We start from the raw sequence: 17,485 nt of genomic DNA on the forward strand, positions 1-17,485 counted from the left end.
CCTTAGATTTCATCGGATAAACCAGGGGTTTATTCCAATGTCTATTCTAAGGGGTGCACTTCAAAGACCGGGGGTTATTTTCAGCTTATTCTACGCCGTCCTGATAATGATTTTTCCAGTGCTTATCGCCTTTGTGTGCGAAGTCTTCAACTGTCTTTTCCAAAGTAGCTACCAGTTGGGCTTTAATCTCAGAAATTGTGTCTCGGAACAGTCTTTCTTCCGTACCATTGATTTTTTCCCCATATAGAGCCTGAGCGGCTATAAACTGACGATGTTGCTCCACAAAACTGTCAATCGAATGCAATGCATGCTCCACGTATTGGGAAATGCTATGATGCTCGTTAGGCAGTTGCAATTTTAATTCATGAACTCTGTTTAATAATGCCATGATGATCACCTCGTGCGTTTTGTTATGTCAATAATTATACATCATTTTCGGAAAACTTTCATTAAATTTTGATTAAAATGTGACTTTTATTATGTCATGATTGCATTTTCACTGGTGATCAGGCATAATTTTCGGAATTATTTCGTTATTTCCTTTGTGTCGTGATTTTAAAATTTAATATATATGATACGAAGATGATATAAGAGCAAGCTGCGACAGCTGTCTTTCTGACATGTTATAATGGGGAAAAAGCCCAGTCGGAAAGGTTGTCAGTAAGGTATGAAGCTTTTTAAAGGTTTATTTTGGGGGATTTTGATCAGTCTTCTCCTGTGGTGTGCTTTGTTCGGGCTTGTCCACTGGATGTCTCATTAAGTCGCTCCCTGTATCTTATACAATAACTCTTGCGACCGTATCCACGTCATTAACGGAAATCGTATATACGTGTTCGTCATCGTAGAGCTTGAATTGCTGAGTTTCTTGGTCAGATAGGAGCTTAGGCCAGCCAATTAAGGTACTTCCATTCAGTAACCGGACTACAACGGCTTGCATTTGGCTCACGGCCAGTTTGATCTCATCGTTCATTCGTACAACCTCCTCTCTATACTATTTGTCGTCGAATATTCAACCTTTTTTTATAGTCAGTAAGGGGTTACAAAAAATAAAATCCGGGGATTACCTTAGTTGAAGGTATCTACTGGAATAGCTTGAAGGGAAGAGGGAAATTGAAGAAAAAATTGCTAAGTTTTATAGCTTTAGTGCTGCTAGCTTTGGGCGCGTACTGGTTTGAAGGAGGCAATCTTCTTACGAAAATGACAGGAGAGAACCCGCCTTCATCGGCTCAGGTTACGCTGCAATTCCCGTCAGGTCGTTACCCTGAAACGGCGCAGCATATTAAGGAAGCCATTCAGGCGGGAAAATCACCGGTATGCACAATTGACCGTGAAGGAGCCGAGCAAAATCGCAAGCATTCGCTTGCAGGTGTTCCCACTCGTAAAGGATACGATCGTGACGAATGGCCGATGGCTATGTGCTCAGAAGGTGGCAAAGGTGCAAATATCAAATACATAGCCCCTAAGGATAATCGTGGGGCAGGATCATGGGTCAGTCACCAATTGGATGAGTATGAGGATGGAACTCGTGTGAAATTTGTTGTGAAATAGTGCTATTACTTTTTATTACCTTGGGCTGTCTCCTGTTTGGCCTTAACCAACGCCAGAAAATCAAAAAAATCACCTAGTGTATTGAAGCCGGCACCTAAAATGGCCAAGTCTTCAGCGGATAGTTGGTTAAACCATTCCATTTGCTTAGCATCAAACATATTATCACCGCCAACCATTGATAATGTATAGTATGTACTGACGGCAACGAAGGTCAGGGCTCTGGCATACCATTTAAGTATGCCTGTTTTTTGTGCAGAGGATGTGTAGAACTCATGTTTAAATTTAATTTTTATACTAAAATCGTCTCCATCGTTATCGTATTGCTTATACCTATGCTGATCCTGTATGTCTATTCTAATCAGACAACGACAGGTGTATTACGGGAGGAACTGAATCAATCTAATTATAATCAGCTAACTTTTTTTCAAAACCAGGTGAATACGAATATTGAAATGATTTCCTCCTGGCCGCATCTGCTGATTCATGATCCCGATGTAGCCAGTTTTCAAGCGATTTTTTTGAAGGACAAGGTTCTCAATCTGGATGGAATTAACCTTGTCAAACGGATCCAAACCAAGCTTGGGCTTCAGGAAAGCTCTTCTAATTGGAGAACCGGGCTGAGTATCTATTCTCCTTCGCTTGAACGGGTTGTATCGGAGAATGGAGCAGGTTTATATGACCAGAAAAGACTAAATCAGCTGATAAAAGACGGCTGGCAGGTATCCAAAAAAAGATCATACGGGAAAGACCAATTTATATTTTCATTGTATACATTATCCCCGTTTTCTTCACTTGGTAATCCAGAAACCGCTAACACGATTATTAAAGTTGAATTTGACAGCAGTAATATTCAGGACATGCTTGACCGCTTCAAAGGTGATGGTCGAAAGGAGCCTTTTTATTATAAAAAAGGCGTAGGAGCGATCTATAATCGTACTGCCAATGAAGAGCTGTCTGGACAGCTGATTTCAAAATTAGAAAAAATGGGGCTCCATGAAGTTGATAATCTGACTGTGAAAATTGGAGAAGAAAGCTACCTAGTTCATGCCGTTCTTTCGCAAACGACTGGGTGGTATTTGATTGATTATATGCCTTTATCCGATATGATGTCTCCGATTTACTCATCGAATCGACTGTTTTATATAACTGTTGTTGGCTCGCTGCTGGTAGGCTTGATTGGCGCTTACTTGCTTCATTCACAGGTACAAGTGCCGATTCTTCAGCTTGTGCGGGCATTTCGGAGATTAAAGGACGGAGACTATGCTGTTCGATTAAGTCTAAGGGGGAGTCACGAGTTTGCTTTCCTGTCTAGTCAATTTAATCTGATGGTCGAACAGATTCAGGAGCTGTTTGAGAAGGTGTATGTTGAGCAGCTACATGTCAAGGAAGCGCGACTAAAGCAGCTCCAGTCACAAATCAATCCGCATTTTTTTTATAATTGTTTTTCGTTTATTACAAGTATGGCGAAGCTGCGCAATCATGAGGCGGTCGTGGCCATGGCTCATAATTTATCCAGGTATTATCGATATACAACAAGACAGGAGCGGGATTTGGTTCCATTGTCGGAGGAGATCCAATTTGTTCAATATTATTTGAACATACAGCAGATGCGTATGCCAAGGCTAACGTTCTTAATTCATGATTCTTCACAGGCCAGCAGTCTGCTGATTCCGCCGCTTGTAGTGCAGCCACTGGTGGAAAATGCGGTGCTGCACGGGATAGAGCCTCAGGCGGAGGATGGTGTAATTCATATTTTAACCGAGCGTGTTGGCTCGTATATGTACCTGATTGTGGATGATAACGGACTCGGTTTGAGTAGAGAGGCTATAACTGCCCTGACATCAACGCTTGACAAGCCAGTGGAAGAGGAACATGGATACGGTTTGTGGAATGTGCATCAACGCATGCGATTACATTTTGGGGAAGATGCCGGACTGGAATTCTCTTTGTCTCCATTGGGAGGATTGCGTGCAGTTTTAAAATGGTCGATCTCAACAGAAGGAGAGCATGCGAATGGTTTAATTGAGCCTTCGCCAGATTCGAATATAGTTAAAACGGAGGGACCAGATGGTTCAGATATTACTAGTAGATGATGAGAGTTATGTAACAGAAAGTTTGGCAGCTACCATTCCGTGGGAGACGCTAGGCATCGAGAGGATTCATCAAGCGGCTTCCGCATTAGCAGCAGTGGATGTGCTGGAAGCGTACGATATTGATATTCTGGTTACGGATATTCGTATGCCTGGTATGACGGGACTGGAGTTGATTGTTGAAGTAAACGAGCGATGGCCGCATATCCGAAATTTGTTACTGACAGGCTATGCCGATTTTGAATATGCTAAAAAAGCGCTTCAGCTTAAGGCTTTTGATTACATTTTAAAGCCGGTGGATGATGAAGAGTTTATCAAATGTGTGTCAGCCGCCATGGATTCGCTAAAGGAAGAATGGGAAGCATTTGACAAGGTTCATCAATTACAATATAGCCGCAGAAACGATTTTGGTGTACTGCGGACCCATTTGATGCATGATTTGCTACTCGGGCGTGATTTGCCAGTACCAAAAATAGAGAGCAAAATGTCCGAGTACGAAATCAAGCTACGCACGGGACATCCTGCCAGTATGCTGCTTATTCAGCTAGGGAAGCATTTTTCTGATATGGACTATCATTCAGTCTCCTTAATTGAGTATGCAATTGGAAATATTGCCGAAGAAGTGTTCGCACCTGATTTTCACGTTTGGCATTGCAAAGCGCCGCATGACTGCTTAATTGTATTAATAGAAGGGAATTGGAATTCATTTCCTGAACGGAGTGCGGACGAGCAGAATCGTTTTTTGAGTGCGGCGATTGAGACCTTTCGAAAAAATGTGAGCAATTACTTGAAAGGGGAAATTTACGTTGCATTAACCGGATGGTTTAAGTTTCCAGAGGAGCTACCTAAGCTATATCAGACAGCGATTAGATCCTTATACTGGAACCATCAGGAGGAGACGGATACACTGCTATTCATAGAAGAACAGGCAGAACAGCCACACAGCTCAGTTAAGTCACTGGAGGGGCTTTATATGCACCCTACGCTTACTCATCTGCTAGAGTCCAGGCAATGGGAAGAGGCCGAAGCGAAAGTGAGCCGTGTATTTGGAAAAATGGAAGAGGTGGGATATACACGCGAGCATTTATATGAACTGTTTATTTCGGTGACGAGCGCCTTTATGTATACAGCGCACAAACAAGGACGTTTCATTACACAGATGGATCAAGTAGGCTTCGATCCGGTACATGCGCAGAAAATGGTTCATTCGTTCCCCCACCTCAAAGAGTGGATATTTTCCATGATGAACAAACTTAAATCTGAATGGTCCGCAAGCGAGCAAAGCGCTAAAAGCTATGTGGTCAAGCAGGTTCAGGAGCTCATCTCCCAGGATAAAGGTCAGGAGCTGTCTGTTAAGACGATTGCCGATCAGGTCTATCTTCATCCAGTCTATCTGTCTAAAATTTATAAAGCTGAAACCGGAGAAGGTCTGGGTGACTATATTATTCGAATGAGAATGGAGCGGGCTCTTTATTTGCTCAAATATTCCAACAAAAAAATATACGAAATTACAACGGAACTGGGCTATCAGAATCCCCAATATTTCAGTAAGATGTTCAAAAAGCATTACGGAATGACTCCGCATGAATTTCGGGACCAGTAAAGATGGGACCAGTAAGGACGAAACCAGTAAAGATCAGTTGGGAAAGGTGCAGAAATATTTATTTTGTGACATAGGCTGTGAAGAAAAGCCCTCTTATAATAAAAGAGTAGAAAATGATTTTTAGAGGGGGAACAATATGCGAGTTCATTCGAAGAAAAAGCTATTGTCGTTGCTCGCCGCAACTATGGTATTAGGAGTTGGCCTTGTGGGCTGCTCAGGAGCGGGAAATGATGGGAATGCGGATAGCACAGCTAAAACTGAAAACGTATACAAAGAAAAATACAATCCAGAAGTCACAATTTCCACGGTATGGGGTGTAGATCCCGCCTTAAAATTTAAAAATGGTGAATCTATCGAAAATAACATTGCGACAAAATGGGCTAAAGAGAAATTCGGTATTAATATCAAATCACTCTGGTCCGTCACAGATACGAATGGCGCATTTGCCACGAAGCTACGTTTGGCTATGTCCTCCGGTCAGGAGATGCCGGACGTCGTTGTACTGGGGACGGAGAATGAGCAACTGGCACAGGACATGATCGATTCTGGTATGTTTGCAGAGGCAGGTCCGTTGTTTGACAAGTACGCTTCGGATTCCTGGAAGCAGGCGATGAATCAGGATACAAACGTATGGAATCAGTATAGCCGAGATGGCAAAAAAATGGGCATTCCTGTGCTTGATTTTGCCTATAACCATGATTATGTATTGTGGGTACGACAAGATTGGTTGGATAAGCTGGGTATGAAGGCTCCTGAGACGATGGATGATCTAGAAAAAGTGATGGATGCCTTTAAAAATAAAAATCCGGACGGCCTGGCTCCGAACAAAGTGATTCCGCTCAGCATCGGTTTCAAAACATCCATGAACACTTGGATGGGTGACCCGTCCTGGATTTTCGGGGCATATGGCACACTACCTCAGCAGTGGAACAAAGGCACGAATGGCAGCTTGGAATATGGCTCCGTTCAGCCTGGCATGAAGCCGGGTTTGCAAAAGCTGAGCGAGTGGCTCAAAAAGGGATACATCCCTCAGGAAGCAGCATTGTGGGATGAAAATAAAACGGCAGAACCTACAGTCGCAGGCACAGCCGGTATGATTCCTGGACCATATTGGATGAGCGGCTGGCCGCTTCAGGATACAGTCAAAAATGCGCCGGGTGCCGTGTGGAAGCCGATCAAGATTCCAGCGGGTCCTGACAATAAAGCCATGCGTCACGGAACGCAATATACCAATGGTGTTGTATTAATCAACAAACAAATGCAGCATCCTGAAGCTTTTTTCACTTATCAAAATTATTTGTTTGACCATTATGCTAATGCCAAACCGGACGGCGATTTGTCGAATGGGCTGTTTAAGGGCTACGATTATGATTTGGATGCGGGCGGAAAGCTAATGTCTATCGATAAAATACCAGGCGGTTATGTAAACTCTTTTCGTTATTTGCTGGTTCGTGATGGTGCGCGTATACCTGATGCCCAAATGAAGGCTTTGTTAAGTTTAGCTAACGGCGCAGAACCGAAGACCCGTCTGGAGAAAGATGTAATGGTGAACTACGGGAAAGATACTCCCGCAGCTGCCAAAGTGCTTATGGAACAGAAGGATATCTCCATGAAAGATCAGTTCACAGGCCCTACTACGCCAACCATGAAGGCTAAAAAGGACTATCTGGATAAGATTGAAAGTCAGACCTTCAATGAAATTATTTATGGCAAGCAGCCGATCTCTGCTTTTGAAACCTTTGTACAGACGTGGAAAACAGCTGGTGGCGAACAAATTACTAATGAAGTAAACGAATGGTATAAAAGCGTCGAAAAGTAAAAACCAGTGATGTTGTAACAGAGTAGGAGGGCTGTCCCGAGGTGGGCAGCCTTTTTACTACAGCTTCACCCGTATCGAGTGGAAATGAATGCGCTATCATGGTGTGTTTGAAAAAAAGTTTTATTCGTTTGGCGAGCTTGAAAAATGATTGCTTTTGTGCCATGTATGTTGGTTTTTTGAACTGTTGGGACAGCGAAAACGCTTTTATAATTGAAGTATACCATGAGAGTTACAGGAGGAACTGCAATGAGAAGTCTGCAACGTACGTGGCCATTTCATATCATGCTGCTGCCAGCCATCATTTTTTTAATTGTGTTCAGCTATATTCCGATGGGCGGCATCGTGATGGCCTTTCAAAATTACAAGCCTTGGCTAGGCATAACTGGTTCCGAGTGGGTTGGACTGGATAACTTCCGCTTTTTGTTTCAACGGGAGGACAGTCTACAAGTCGTCTGGAATACGCTAATTATTGCTGTGTTAAAGATGTTTTTCAATCTGGTGGTTCCGTTTGTTTTTGCTATACTGCTGAATGAAATTCGCAAGGTCGGACTACAGCGATCCATTCAGACACTGGTTTATCTGCCACACTTTCTGTCGTGGGTCATCTTGGGCGGAATTCTGATTGACCTGTTGGCTTCAGATGGATTTATGAACCGTATTCTCGGTAGTTTCGGGATTCAGCCTATCTTTTTTCTGGGAGATAATAACTGGTTTCGGTTTACTGTCATTGTATCGGATATATGGAAGGAGTTCGGATACAACACCATCGTATTTCTTGCTGCATTGGCGGGAATTAATCCTTCGTTGTATGAGGCTTCTGAAATGGATGGAGCGAGCCGCTGGAGACAGACGCTGCACATCACTGTACCTTCGTTAATTCCGATGGTAGTCGTTGTTGGAACGCTTGCACTTGGCAATGTTCTGAATGCCGGTTTTGACCAGATTTTTAACCTTTATAATCCGCTGGTTTACCAAAAAGGCGATATTATTGATACATTCGTCTACCGGACAGCGTTAATCAATGGGGAAATGGGCTTTGCCACCGCAATCGGCTTGTTCAAATCCGTTATCAGTATGATTCTCATTCTGATATCTTATCGACTTGCTTACAAATGGGCAGGTTACCGCATATTTTGATTCCACGAGGCTGAAAGAGGGAGAGTCATGTATCATAAAACAACGCCATACCGCATCTTCAATGTGTTTAATATTTGCTTGCTTGTGATTTTGTCCATCATGTGTATCGTTCCGCTGATTCATGTGTTGGCGGTATCATTTAGTGCTAAATCAGCAGCAGATGCCAATCTGGTTGGACTGTGGCCGGTGCAATTTTCATTAGAAGCCTATAAGAAGACGATGAATAACCCGATTTTTCTGCACTCCATCTGGATTTCTGTCTGTCGGACTGTATTGGGAACCGGCTTGACACTGCTTATTACCTTTTTAGCTGCTTATCCACTTTCAAAGGAAACATCTGTGTTCCGTAGCAGAAACGTATATTCATGGTTGTTCGTATTCAGCATGATTTTTAACGGTGGTCTGGTTCCATTCTATATGGTTATTCAAAAGATCCACCTCATGGACAGCTTCTGGGTACTTGTTTTGCCAGGAGCGGTCAACACATTTCTGGTCATCCTTATGTTGAACTTTTTTAGAGGAATTCCTAAAGAGATGGAAGAGGCCGCATTGATCGACGGAGCAGGACATTTTCGGACATTGTTTAGTATCTTTTTACCGATATCCATGCCTTCCATTGCGACGATTGCGCTGTTTAGTATGGTATTTCATTGGAACTCCTGGTTTGATGGTCTGCTCTATTTGAGCAATGCAAAGGATTATCCGCTGGCGACGTTCCTGCAAACTGTAATTATTCAGAAGGACATGAGTTCCATGAGCATGAGTCCGAAAGAGATGGAATTACTTTCTCAAACGACGGTTAATGCTGCGCAAATTTTCATTGGTGCAGCGCCTATTCTAATTGTATATCCATTTTTACAAAAGTATTTTGTTAAAGGTATGACGCTAGGTTCCGTCAAAGAGTAATAGAATTCATAGAAGGAGATGATTTGTAGTGACGAATCAAAACATAATCAAGTACCCTCCCATTAGTGAGCGAGTTCCACGTATGCTGCATGGAGCGGACTATAACCCGGAGCAATGGCAGCATTACCCTGAGGTGTTAGCGGAGGATATCCGTCTAATGAAACTAGCCAAATGTAACGTGATGTCTGTCGGTATTTTCTCATGGGTTTCATTGGAGCCTGAGGAAGGCGTATTTACGTTTGAGTGGCTGGATCGTATTCTGGATTCGTTTGCTGAGAACGGAATCTATGCATTTTTGGCCACTCCTAGTGGAGCAAGACCAGCCTGGATGTCACAAAAATATCCTGAGGTGCTGCGTGTGGAGGCTAATCGTGTCCGTAATCTGCACGGGTTTCGCCATAATCACTGTGCTACGTCGCCTGTTTACCGGGAAAAAGTACGTATCATGAATACGAAGCTAGCCGAGCGTTATGCTAACCATCCGGCTGTTATTGGCTGGCATATTTCCAATGAATTTGGTGGAGATTGCCACTGTGATTATTGTCAGGAGGCATTTCGCGCTTGGGTCCAGGATAAATATGGTACGCTGGACAAGCTTAATCACGCATGGTGGACGACCTTTTGGAGTCATACGATTACGGATTGGAGCCAAGTTGAGTCCCCGGCACCTCACGGTGAAACACAGGTCCATGCCATGAATTTGGACTGGAGACGGTTTGTGACCGATCAGACCGCAGATTTTATCAAGCATGAGATTGTGCCGCTCAAGGCTGCAAATCCAGCAATTCCGGTCACAACCAATTTGATGGAGTTTTTTGAAGGATTGAACTACTGGAAGTTTGCTGATCTGCTCGATGTTATATCCTGGGATAGTTACCCAACGTGGCATGACCGTGAGGGGGATGATAGCCGTCAGGCTGCTAAAGTGGCCATGATGCACGATATTATTCGTTCAATCAAGGGAGGCAAGCCTTGGATGCTTATGGAGAGTACGCCGAGTTTGACGAACTGGCAAGACGTAAGCAAGCTGAAGCGACCAGGAATGCATCTGCTATCGTCTTTACAGGCTGTGGCACACGGGTCAGACACCGTTCAATATTTTCAGTGGCGGAAAAGCCGCGGTTCGAGTGAAAAGCTGCATGGTGCAGTCGTCGATCATGTCGGACATGAGCACACTCGTGTATTCGGAGATGTGACAGAGGTCGGCAATGCGCTGGAAAAACTGGAGGAGGTAATCGGTACTTCTGTACCGGCGGAGGCGGCAGTCATTTTTGACTGGGAGAACCGTTGGGGAATCAACGATTCACAGGGACCACGCAACAAAGGTGTGAAATATGAGGAGACAGCTGAAGCGCATTATTTGGCACTTTGGGAGCAGGGAGTGCCCGTAGATGTCATTCATATGGATGCAGATTTCTCCAAATACAAACTTTTGGTAGCTCCGATGTTGTATATGGTCCGCAGCGGTGTGGGGGAGCGTATACAGAAATTTGTTGAAAATGGCGGCGTTTTCGTAGCAACCTATTGGTCTGGTATCGTAGATGAACATGATTTGTGCTTCCTTGGAGGCTTTCCGGGCCCGCTTCGTAAGACGCTGGGGATCTGGTCGGAAGAGATTGACGGATTGCATGATCATGATCGTAATCACATTTTGCCGGTTGAAGGCAATGAGCTGGATCTGCAAGGGGAGTATGAAGCTGTAGAATTGTGTGATCTCATTCATACGGAGGGTGCAGAGGTACTGGCTGTGTACGGCTCAGACTTTTATGCAGGACGTCCGGCTTTGACGATGAACCGTTTGGGACAGGGAAAGGCTTATTACATCGCATCACGCAACATCGGACTATTCCACAGTCATTTTTACAGAAGTTTAATTGATGATGCAGGAATCAGTAAAGCGCTCAATGTGAAGTTGCCTCATGGAGTGAATACGGCGATTCGTACCGATGGGGTTCATGATTATATTTTTATACTGAATTTCACGCATGAGCCGCAAAAGATTACGTTGGATGGACGAACTTATGCGGATATGCTTGAAAATCATGTGATAGAAGACGGTAGCGTTCAATTGGATGCCTACGCTGTTAAGGTTTTAAAGACAGAGCGCAATAAATAGAACATGATATTAAAGTGTGATCTCTATCGTTTTCCCGAGTGAGGGAGCTGGTAGATTGGTCAGAGGCAATGAGGAGTATACAATTCGGATGGGAGATGACTTATGAAAACAGGTAACCGCACGATGGTATTTGCGATGTTGATCTTGTTATCCAGCTTATTGTATCCGTTCGGCTCTGTAGGGTTGGGTGCGGCTTCGGCCGCCCCTGCTTTCGCCAAAGGAGCAGATATAAGCTGGGTAGCAGGAATGGAAGCGCAAGGTATGACTTGGAAGGATAAAAAGGGTGTTCGTCGAGATATACTGCAAATTTTGCGAGATGACTATCAGATCAACTCGGTACGTATCCGTGTGTGGGTAAACCCTGACATGAAAGATTATGCAAGCGGATACATGAATGCCGAAAAGGCAGCAGAACTGGCACAGCGAGCTAAAAAATTGAGCATGAGCGTTATGCTGACTCTACATTATAGTGATTCCTGGGCAGATCCAGGGCAACAGAACAAACCTTATGCGTGGCGCAATTTCACATTTACACAACTTATGGATGCAGTCTGGTCTCATACGGTCTATGTTATGAACACGATGAAAAGCAAGGGGGTAACACCGGACTGGGTGCAGATCGGTAATGAGACGAACAATGGAATGCTCTGGGAAGACGGCAAAGCTTCGGTGAACATGAAAAACTATGCCTGGCTCGTCAATACAGGTAATAATGCTGTAAAATCGGTTAGCAGCAGTACTAAAACGATCGTACATTTAGCCAACGGGGATAACGGTTCCGTGTTGAACTGGAATATCGGTGGGTTGATTGATAATGGAGCTCAGTTTGATCTCATCGGGCTGTCTCTGTATCCGTCTCCTTCTGACTGGCAGGGTAAGGTGGACCAGACGATTACCAATGCCAATAACCTCATTGCCAAATACGGCAAAGGCATTGTCATCAGTGAAATCGGAATGGAATATAACGAACCCGCTGCTTCCAAGGCATTTATTTCTGCAATCAAAACAAAGGTTCGTAACATTGGAGGCGGCAAGGGTACAGGGGTATTTTATTGGGAGCCGGCTGCAACTCCAGGTTACAATCAAGGTTATAACAAAGGTGCTTGGCAGGCTGACGGTAAACCAACCTCAGCTTTGGAAGGATTTATAAATTAAGAAGTATGTAAGAGTATATCAAAGAACCTCTAGTTCGCTTCTATGCAGACTAGAGGTTCTTTATTGTTATCTTGAGTTACTTGGAAGTTATAAAATTAGGCTTCCCGGTTCACCTTGAAGAACGAAATGAGCTCTTCCAGCTCCCCGGACATCAATGTAAGCTTGTCAGAAGCTTGGACAATAGAAGCCATAGACTCAGCCTGTTCTCCAATGGTATGCTCGATTTGTTTGCTGCTGTCGACTGTTTTGCTAACTGTCGAAGACAGCTCGTCAGAGGTAGCTGACAATTCCTGCGTGCTGGCTGAAATCTGCTCCGTTGCGCTGGATACCTCTTGAATTTGTGACGACACTTTATTAGACGCATCTAAAATTTCAGAGAACATTTCGCCTGTTTGCTTCGTAACTTCTAGCCCAATGTGAACTTCTTTTGTACCAAGGCTGATGCCTTTTACAGTCTGCTCAATTTCTTTTTGGATTTCTTCAATAAGCTCTGCAATCTGTTTGGCAGATTCTTGAGACTGTTCAGCCAAATTACGCACTTCTCCCGCTACTACTGCAAAACCTTTACCTTCTTCACCGACTCTGGCAGCTTCAATAGAAGCGTTCAGTGCAAGCAGATTCGTTTGACTGGCAATGCCTGTAATGATGCTGACGATATTGCTGATTTCGTTAGAACGGTTCTGCAGCGCATTAACGGAATCAGCTGTACTTTCCATTGTTGTGGAGATGGAGTCCATTTGAGCGGAAAGCTTTTGGGCTACCTGATTGCCTTCAACGGAGCGTTTTTCCATAGAATAAGCTTGATCCGCTACGGAAGAGGAGCTCTCGGCAATCGTTTGGATAACTGTCGACATTTCATTCATAGCTCTGGAGCTTTCAAGTGCTGCGTGATCCTGAGCTTCAAGCCCCTGGGTTATTTCCTGAATATTGCTGTTAATGACGTTCGTATTCGTACTGTTTTTCTCGCTAATGCTTAACAATTCCTGGGCAGATCCCGTAACTTCTTGCGTCGTATCCTGTACTTTCACCATTGTATCGTTAAGGCGTTTGATCATAGAATTAAATTTTTGATTGATAATGCCAAGGTCGTCCTCGCCTGTCTTGATTTTTACATTCAGATTCCCCTCGCTGACTTCTTCAATGCCCTTCATCAGGCTACGAATCGGGGAGAGGGTACGTTTTACCAGTAAATATTGGACCGTTAAGAAGATCGCAAGGAACAGAATGAGCAATGAAACACCATATACAAGCAATTTATGAAGTCCGTTAGGTACAGAGCTCGCGTCTACGTCAAAGTATATCGCACTTGTGATTTTACCGCTTTCATCTGTAATTGGGTAAACAATGGTTGTCCATGTGCCAAAATCGTCAGTATAAAAGCTGCTAAACGCTGATTCATTGGATTGAAGCATTTTATTTACGGCTTGTACATTTTCGTCAGGAAGAGTGTACATATCCCCTATATTCATTTTCGAGTCTTGGAAAGCTTGGACTAAATTTGTGGGAACGCCAATAATGGAGGTTTGATTTCCTTCTGTTAGTTCTGTGCCGAATATGTAAGCTTGGGCAACATTAGGATAAAATGTGTGAATAGAATCTAGGAATTTGCGTAAATCTTGTTGAACAGAGCCGTTATAATCTTTTTCACTCAATGCTTGTTGCACTTTCGTTTTATCAACATCTTCTGCCCATTTTTTAGTCAATACCTTAACTTGGTCTTGTAGCTGCGTGGTGAGAATGTTCTTTTGAAGTATATAGCTAGATGTGATGAGAATAGCACCTATTAATACGATGTTAATAAAAGAGATTAATAGATTTTTACCAAAAAAGGACATAGTGCTCCACTTCAAGTTTTTCACGAGTTTCTTCTCCTTTGAATTGAAATTTAGTTTAATATACGACCTATCCCTTATATATTTCGACAATTTGCTTTCTAAATGTTAGGTATTTATTAAAAGGGAGAGTAGAAGGTTATTCAAAAAGAACGGCGGCCCCTAGTGAATGAAACGATGGGACCGCCGCTTGTCGGCAAAACTGGATTTTATGTTGTTTTTCCAACTCAATTCTTACTAAATCACTTTATTGTTCAAACAATATTTAAAAAATAAGATAAATGAGAGCAAACGGGTATGCTTTATACCTATAAATACCTGGATTGCATTGAGGGTTCTTAAGTTTCTGTCCCTATAAAAGAAGTGAAATGAGTAAGGGTAGTGAAATGAGCGATAAGACTGAGCTAATAACAAATGCAGATGCAGCTTCCGTTTCCAGTGTTTCATAACGGGTAGCAATCATAGCGGCCACGGCCGAGCCGGGAAAAGCGACAAGCAATACTGCTTTGGTTACATCTTCATGGGACAGTCCTATCAGGACAGCAATACTGAGCATAACAATAGGCATCACGATGGCTTTCAGCACAGCAATGCTAAGTGCTTTTGGACTGAACGTAATTTTTTTGATACCAATGGTTACCCCGATGGCAAATAGGGCTGTACCAGCAGTAATATTGCCGATTTGATCAAACATGGATTGCAAAAGTTTTGGAGCGTGGAATCCACATAGAGTCAATACGACTCCAAACAAGGGTACGCAGGCAAGCGGCTCGCTGAGTCCATGAAGGACTGATTTCATAGTGACTTTAAATAAGTTGCCTTTAGTGCCGTCGGATTCTGTTGTTTTGCGCTGACCGACCGTTCCCAAAATACTTGCAAGCGGATCAAGAATGGCATTAACGACGATCCCAGTAATCGCAATCGGGATGGCGACTGCCGCACTTCCGAACAAGCTGCCCAGAACTGGAATTCCCATGAATGCAAAAGAAGGCTGTGTTGAATTCAATGCGAACATAGAGGATTCAGTTAGGCCTTTTTTGGCGATTAAGCGATAAACGATGAGCAATACAATATAAAAGCCGATCACACCAAGTAGCAAAGCCACAAGAAAGGGCCACTTTTGAATCAACGTTTCTCTTGGTGTCGTCGTAATACCAATAAACAAGTGTGCAGGTAGAGCAAACTTGGTCACTAGTGTATTTAATCCTTTAGAAGAAGCAGGGTTAAAAGCCTTAAACAATCCTGCAAAATAACCAATTAAAATGACAAAGAAAATAGGAATTAAGATAATAAAAATATGACCTGTAGCCATGATGTCGCCTCCAATGAAGATGTCCGCCAAAAATGGCGGACATCAGTTTAATAATCACTTTGCGTATGCAAGTACAAATTTGATGTTGTTCGCTATTTTTTAAACCAGGACGGCTTCCTGACCATATTGTTTGATGGGTTTATATTTGCAGTCCCACATCGCATCTCGAACCGCTTGTGCGATATCGTCTGGTTGATGACGCGCTACTCCATCCTGAACTGCTGCCTTAGCTACAGCCACGGCTACCGCTTCAGATACTTCTCGTAGCTCGCTGATTTTTGGCAACAGGGAAGCACCAGGCTGCGACAAATCAACCATTTGAGCTACTGCATGGGCAGCTGCTGCGAACATGCTATCTGTTATAATTTTGGATTTTACCACGATTGCGCCGAGACCCAGACCCGGGAACACGAAAGCATTGTTGGATTGCCCAATTTCAAACTTAATATTGTTATAGATCACTGGTTCAAAAGGACTTCCTGTTGCAATGAGGGCTTTACCTTCGGTCCAGTGGATCAAGTCTTGCGGAGTTGCTTCTGCCAGTGGAGTCGGGTTGGACATAGGCATAATAATAGGACGTTCTGTATGCTTGGCCATTTCTTTAACGATTTCCTCACTAAATGCCCCAGTAACACCGGAAGTACCGATCATAATCGTCGGTTTCACGCGGCGAATGACTTCAAGCAAAGGGATTTTGCCATCCTCAGCATGTTCCCAGTCACGGCATTCTGCAACATCACGCACATAAGGGACCTGGAATGGAAAAAGTCCTTCTGTTTCGTTGGTAAGCAGTCCACGGTAATCATAAGCCCAGAAGTTACGTCTTGCTTCTGCTTCTGACAGTCCTTCCAGCATCATGGCGGCGCTAATTTGGTCTGCATTGCCGATTCCAGCAGCTCCTGGACCAAAGACTAGAACCCGATGCTTGCTCAGTGGGATTCCGGATAATTGAACACCAGACATCACACCCGCGAGCGTAACCGCTCCAGTACCTTGAATATCGTCATTAAAAGTCAAAATACTATTTCCGTATTTATTGATAATGTTCCGTGCGTTGACATTGCCCAGATCTTCCCAGTGCAGCAGGGCATTCGGGAAAAAGGAAAGTGCAGCTTGAACATAAGCGTCAATAAATTGGTCATATTGTTCTCCACGTACACGTTTATGACGATTCCCCATATATAAAGGATCTTCCAATAGCTTCTCGTTGTTTGTACCTGCATCAAGAACAACTGCCAGCACCCGGCTAGGATCTATACCAGCAGCAGCTGTATACACAGCAAGTTTACCAATAGAGATATTAATACCTCCGACTCCCCAGTCCCCGATTCCCAAAATACTCTCGGAATCTGTGGCTACGATCAGGTCGATATCATCAGGGTCTAGGTTCAAATTCTTAAAAGCCTCTCCAATACCCGCAAGATTATCGATAGATAAATACATACCACCTGGCTTGTGATATTCATGACTGTATTCCTGTATAGCCTGGCCTACTGTTGGTGTATAAACAATCGGGAGCATTTCGCTTAGGTGCTCAGAGAGCAAACGATAATAAAGGACGGTATTCCGATTAAAAAGATCATTTAACGCAACATTTTTACGCAAATTATCCGGTTGGCTCTGAAATTGCTCGTAAACCCGCTGAACCTGCTCCTCAATAGTTAATATCGTAGGAGGAAGGAGACCATCAAGTCCAAGCTGTTTCCGTTCTTCCAGGGTAAAAGCCACTCCTTTATTTAGCAGGGGGTTGGCAAGTAGATCTTTTCCGGTTAATTTAGTTTCGATAGATCCGTCTTCCGTAAAATGAAAAGCACGCATTTCCAATTCCTTCTTTCTAAAAAATTACATTTAGTTAATCCTTGAACAATTCGTGAACAAGTATACGCCTTATTTTAAACCAAGTGAACAAGTATGTTGTGTGAAAAATGGTTATATAAGTGTTTACATAAGAAATATTATGAAAATGA

General features: G+C 43.4%; 14 protein-coding genes. 8 read left to right on the forward strand and 6 right to left on the reverse strand.

Going from position 1 to position 17,485, the window contains the following annotated elements:
* Positions 1–85 precede the first annotated feature (85 nt).
* Together C1T21_RS13195 and C1T21_RS13200 are read right to left on the reverse strand one after the other, a co-directional pair.
* Positions 86–388 carry a hypothetical protein gene (locus tag C1T21_RS13195; RefSeq protein ID WP_013310964.1) on the reverse strand — a complete coding sequence of 101 codons (303 nt, stop codon included), beginning with the start codon at positions 386–388 and terminating at the stop codon, positions 86–88.
* 387 nt (positions 389–775) lie between these two features.
* Positions 776–970, reverse strand: a complete 195-nt coding sequence (locus C1T21_RS13200) for a hypothetical protein (RefSeq protein ID WP_061828457.1) — start codon at positions 968–970, stop codon at positions 776–778.
* A gap of 140 nt (positions 971–1,110) precedes the next feature.
* Between C1T21_RS13200 and C1T21_RS13205 the strand changes: the two genes are divergently transcribed.
* Complete coding sequence (locus tag C1T21_RS13205; RefSeq protein WP_023989364.1) at positions 1,111–1,548, forward strand: NucA/NucB deoxyribonuclease domain-containing protein; 438 nt, start codon at positions 1,111–1,113, stop codon at positions 1,546–1,548.
* Positions 1,549–1,553: 5 nt separating this feature from the next.
* On the opposite strand, the gene C1T21_RS27345 is transcribed toward C1T21_RS13205, so the two are convergent.
* Positions 1,554–1,706, reverse strand: a complete 153-nt coding sequence (locus C1T21_RS27345) for a hypothetical protein (RefSeq protein WP_180984588.1) — start codon at positions 1,704–1,706, stop codon at positions 1,554–1,556.
* A gap of 114 nt (positions 1,707–1,820) precedes the next feature.
* Here C1T21_RS27345 and C1T21_RS13210 point away from each other — a divergent pair, with 114 nt between their 5' ends.
* The 7 genes from C1T21_RS13210 (at position 1,821) to C1T21_RS13240 (ending at position 12,374) form a co-directional block, all read left to right on the forward strand.
* Positions 1,821–3,641, forward strand: a complete 1,821-nt coding sequence (locus C1T21_RS13210; protein WP_103048596.1) for a sensor histidine kinase — start codon at positions 1,821–1,823, stop codon at positions 3,639–3,641.
* Positions 3,616–5,241 (forward strand): response regulator transcription factor, encoded by a 1,626-nt coding sequence (locus C1T21_RS13215; RefSeq protein ID WP_103048597.1) that lies wholly within the window; start codon positions 3,616–3,618, stop codon positions 5,239–5,241. Before C1T21_RS13210 ends, C1T21_RS13215 begins: the two co-directional genes overlap by 26 nt.
* A gap of 136 nt (positions 5,242–5,377) precedes the next feature.
* Positions 5,378–7,060, forward strand: coding sequence for a type 2 periplasmic-binding domain-containing protein (locus C1T21_RS13220; RefSeq protein ID WP_103048598.1), 1,683 nt, complete (start codon positions 5,378–5,380; stop codon positions 7,058–7,060).
* Between the two features lie 246 nt (positions 7,061–7,306).
* Complete coding sequence (locus tag C1T21_RS13225) at positions 7,307–8,197, forward strand: ABC transporter permease (RefSeq protein ID WP_103048599.1); 891 nt, start codon at positions 7,307–7,309, stop codon at positions 8,195–8,197.
* Positions 8,198–8,224: 27 nt separating this feature from the next.
* Complete coding sequence (locus tag C1T21_RS13230) at positions 8,225–9,103, forward strand: carbohydrate ABC transporter permease (RefSeq protein ID WP_069010559.1); 879 nt, start codon at positions 8,225–8,227, stop codon at positions 9,101–9,103.
* A gap of 28 nt (positions 9,104–9,131) precedes the next feature.
* A complete protein-coding gene (locus tag C1T21_RS13235) occupies positions 9,132–11,219 on the forward strand; it encodes a beta-galactosidase (protein WP_103048600.1) in 2,088 nt (695 codons plus the stop codon).
* 102 nt (positions 11,220–11,321) lie between these two features.
* Complete coding sequence (locus C1T21_RS13240; RefSeq protein ID WP_103048601.1) at positions 11,322–12,374, forward strand: glycoside hydrolase family 53 protein; 1,053 nt, start codon at positions 11,322–11,324, stop codon at positions 12,372–12,374.
* Positions 12,375–12,469: 95 nt separating this feature from the next.
* On the opposite strand, the gene C1T21_RS13245 is transcribed toward C1T21_RS13240, so the two are convergent.
* The 3 genes from C1T21_RS13245 to C1T21_RS13255 all read right to left on the reverse strand — a co-directional run bounded on the left by C1T21_RS13245 (position 12,470) and on the right by C1T21_RS13255 (position 17,336).
* Positions 12,470–14,233: a methyl-accepting chemotaxis protein gene (locus tag C1T21_RS13245; protein ID WP_103048602.1), complete on the reverse strand. Its 1,764-nt coding sequence runs from the start codon at positions 14,231–14,233 to the stop codon at positions 12,470–12,472.
* 325 nt (positions 14,234–14,558) lie between these two features.
* Positions 14,559–15,518, reverse strand: coding sequence for an AEC family transporter (locus tag C1T21_RS13250; protein WP_103048603.1), 960 nt, complete (start codon positions 15,516–15,518; stop codon positions 14,559–14,561).
* Between the two features lie 99 nt (positions 15,519–15,617).
* The gene (locus tag C1T21_RS13255) at positions 15,618–17,336 is read right to left on the reverse strand and encodes an NAD-dependent malic enzyme (RefSeq protein WP_103048604.1); all 1,719 of its coding nucleotides are present in this window, start codon (positions 17,334–17,336) and stop codon (positions 15,618–15,620) included.
* Positions 17,337–17,485 lie beyond the last annotated feature (149 nt).

It is taken from the genome of Paenibacillus sp. F4, assembly GCF_002894905.1.
In the GTDB taxonomy this organism is placed as follows: domain Bacteria; phylum Bacillota; class Bacilli; order Paenibacillales; family Paenibacillaceae; genus Paenibacillus; species Paenibacillus polymyxa_B.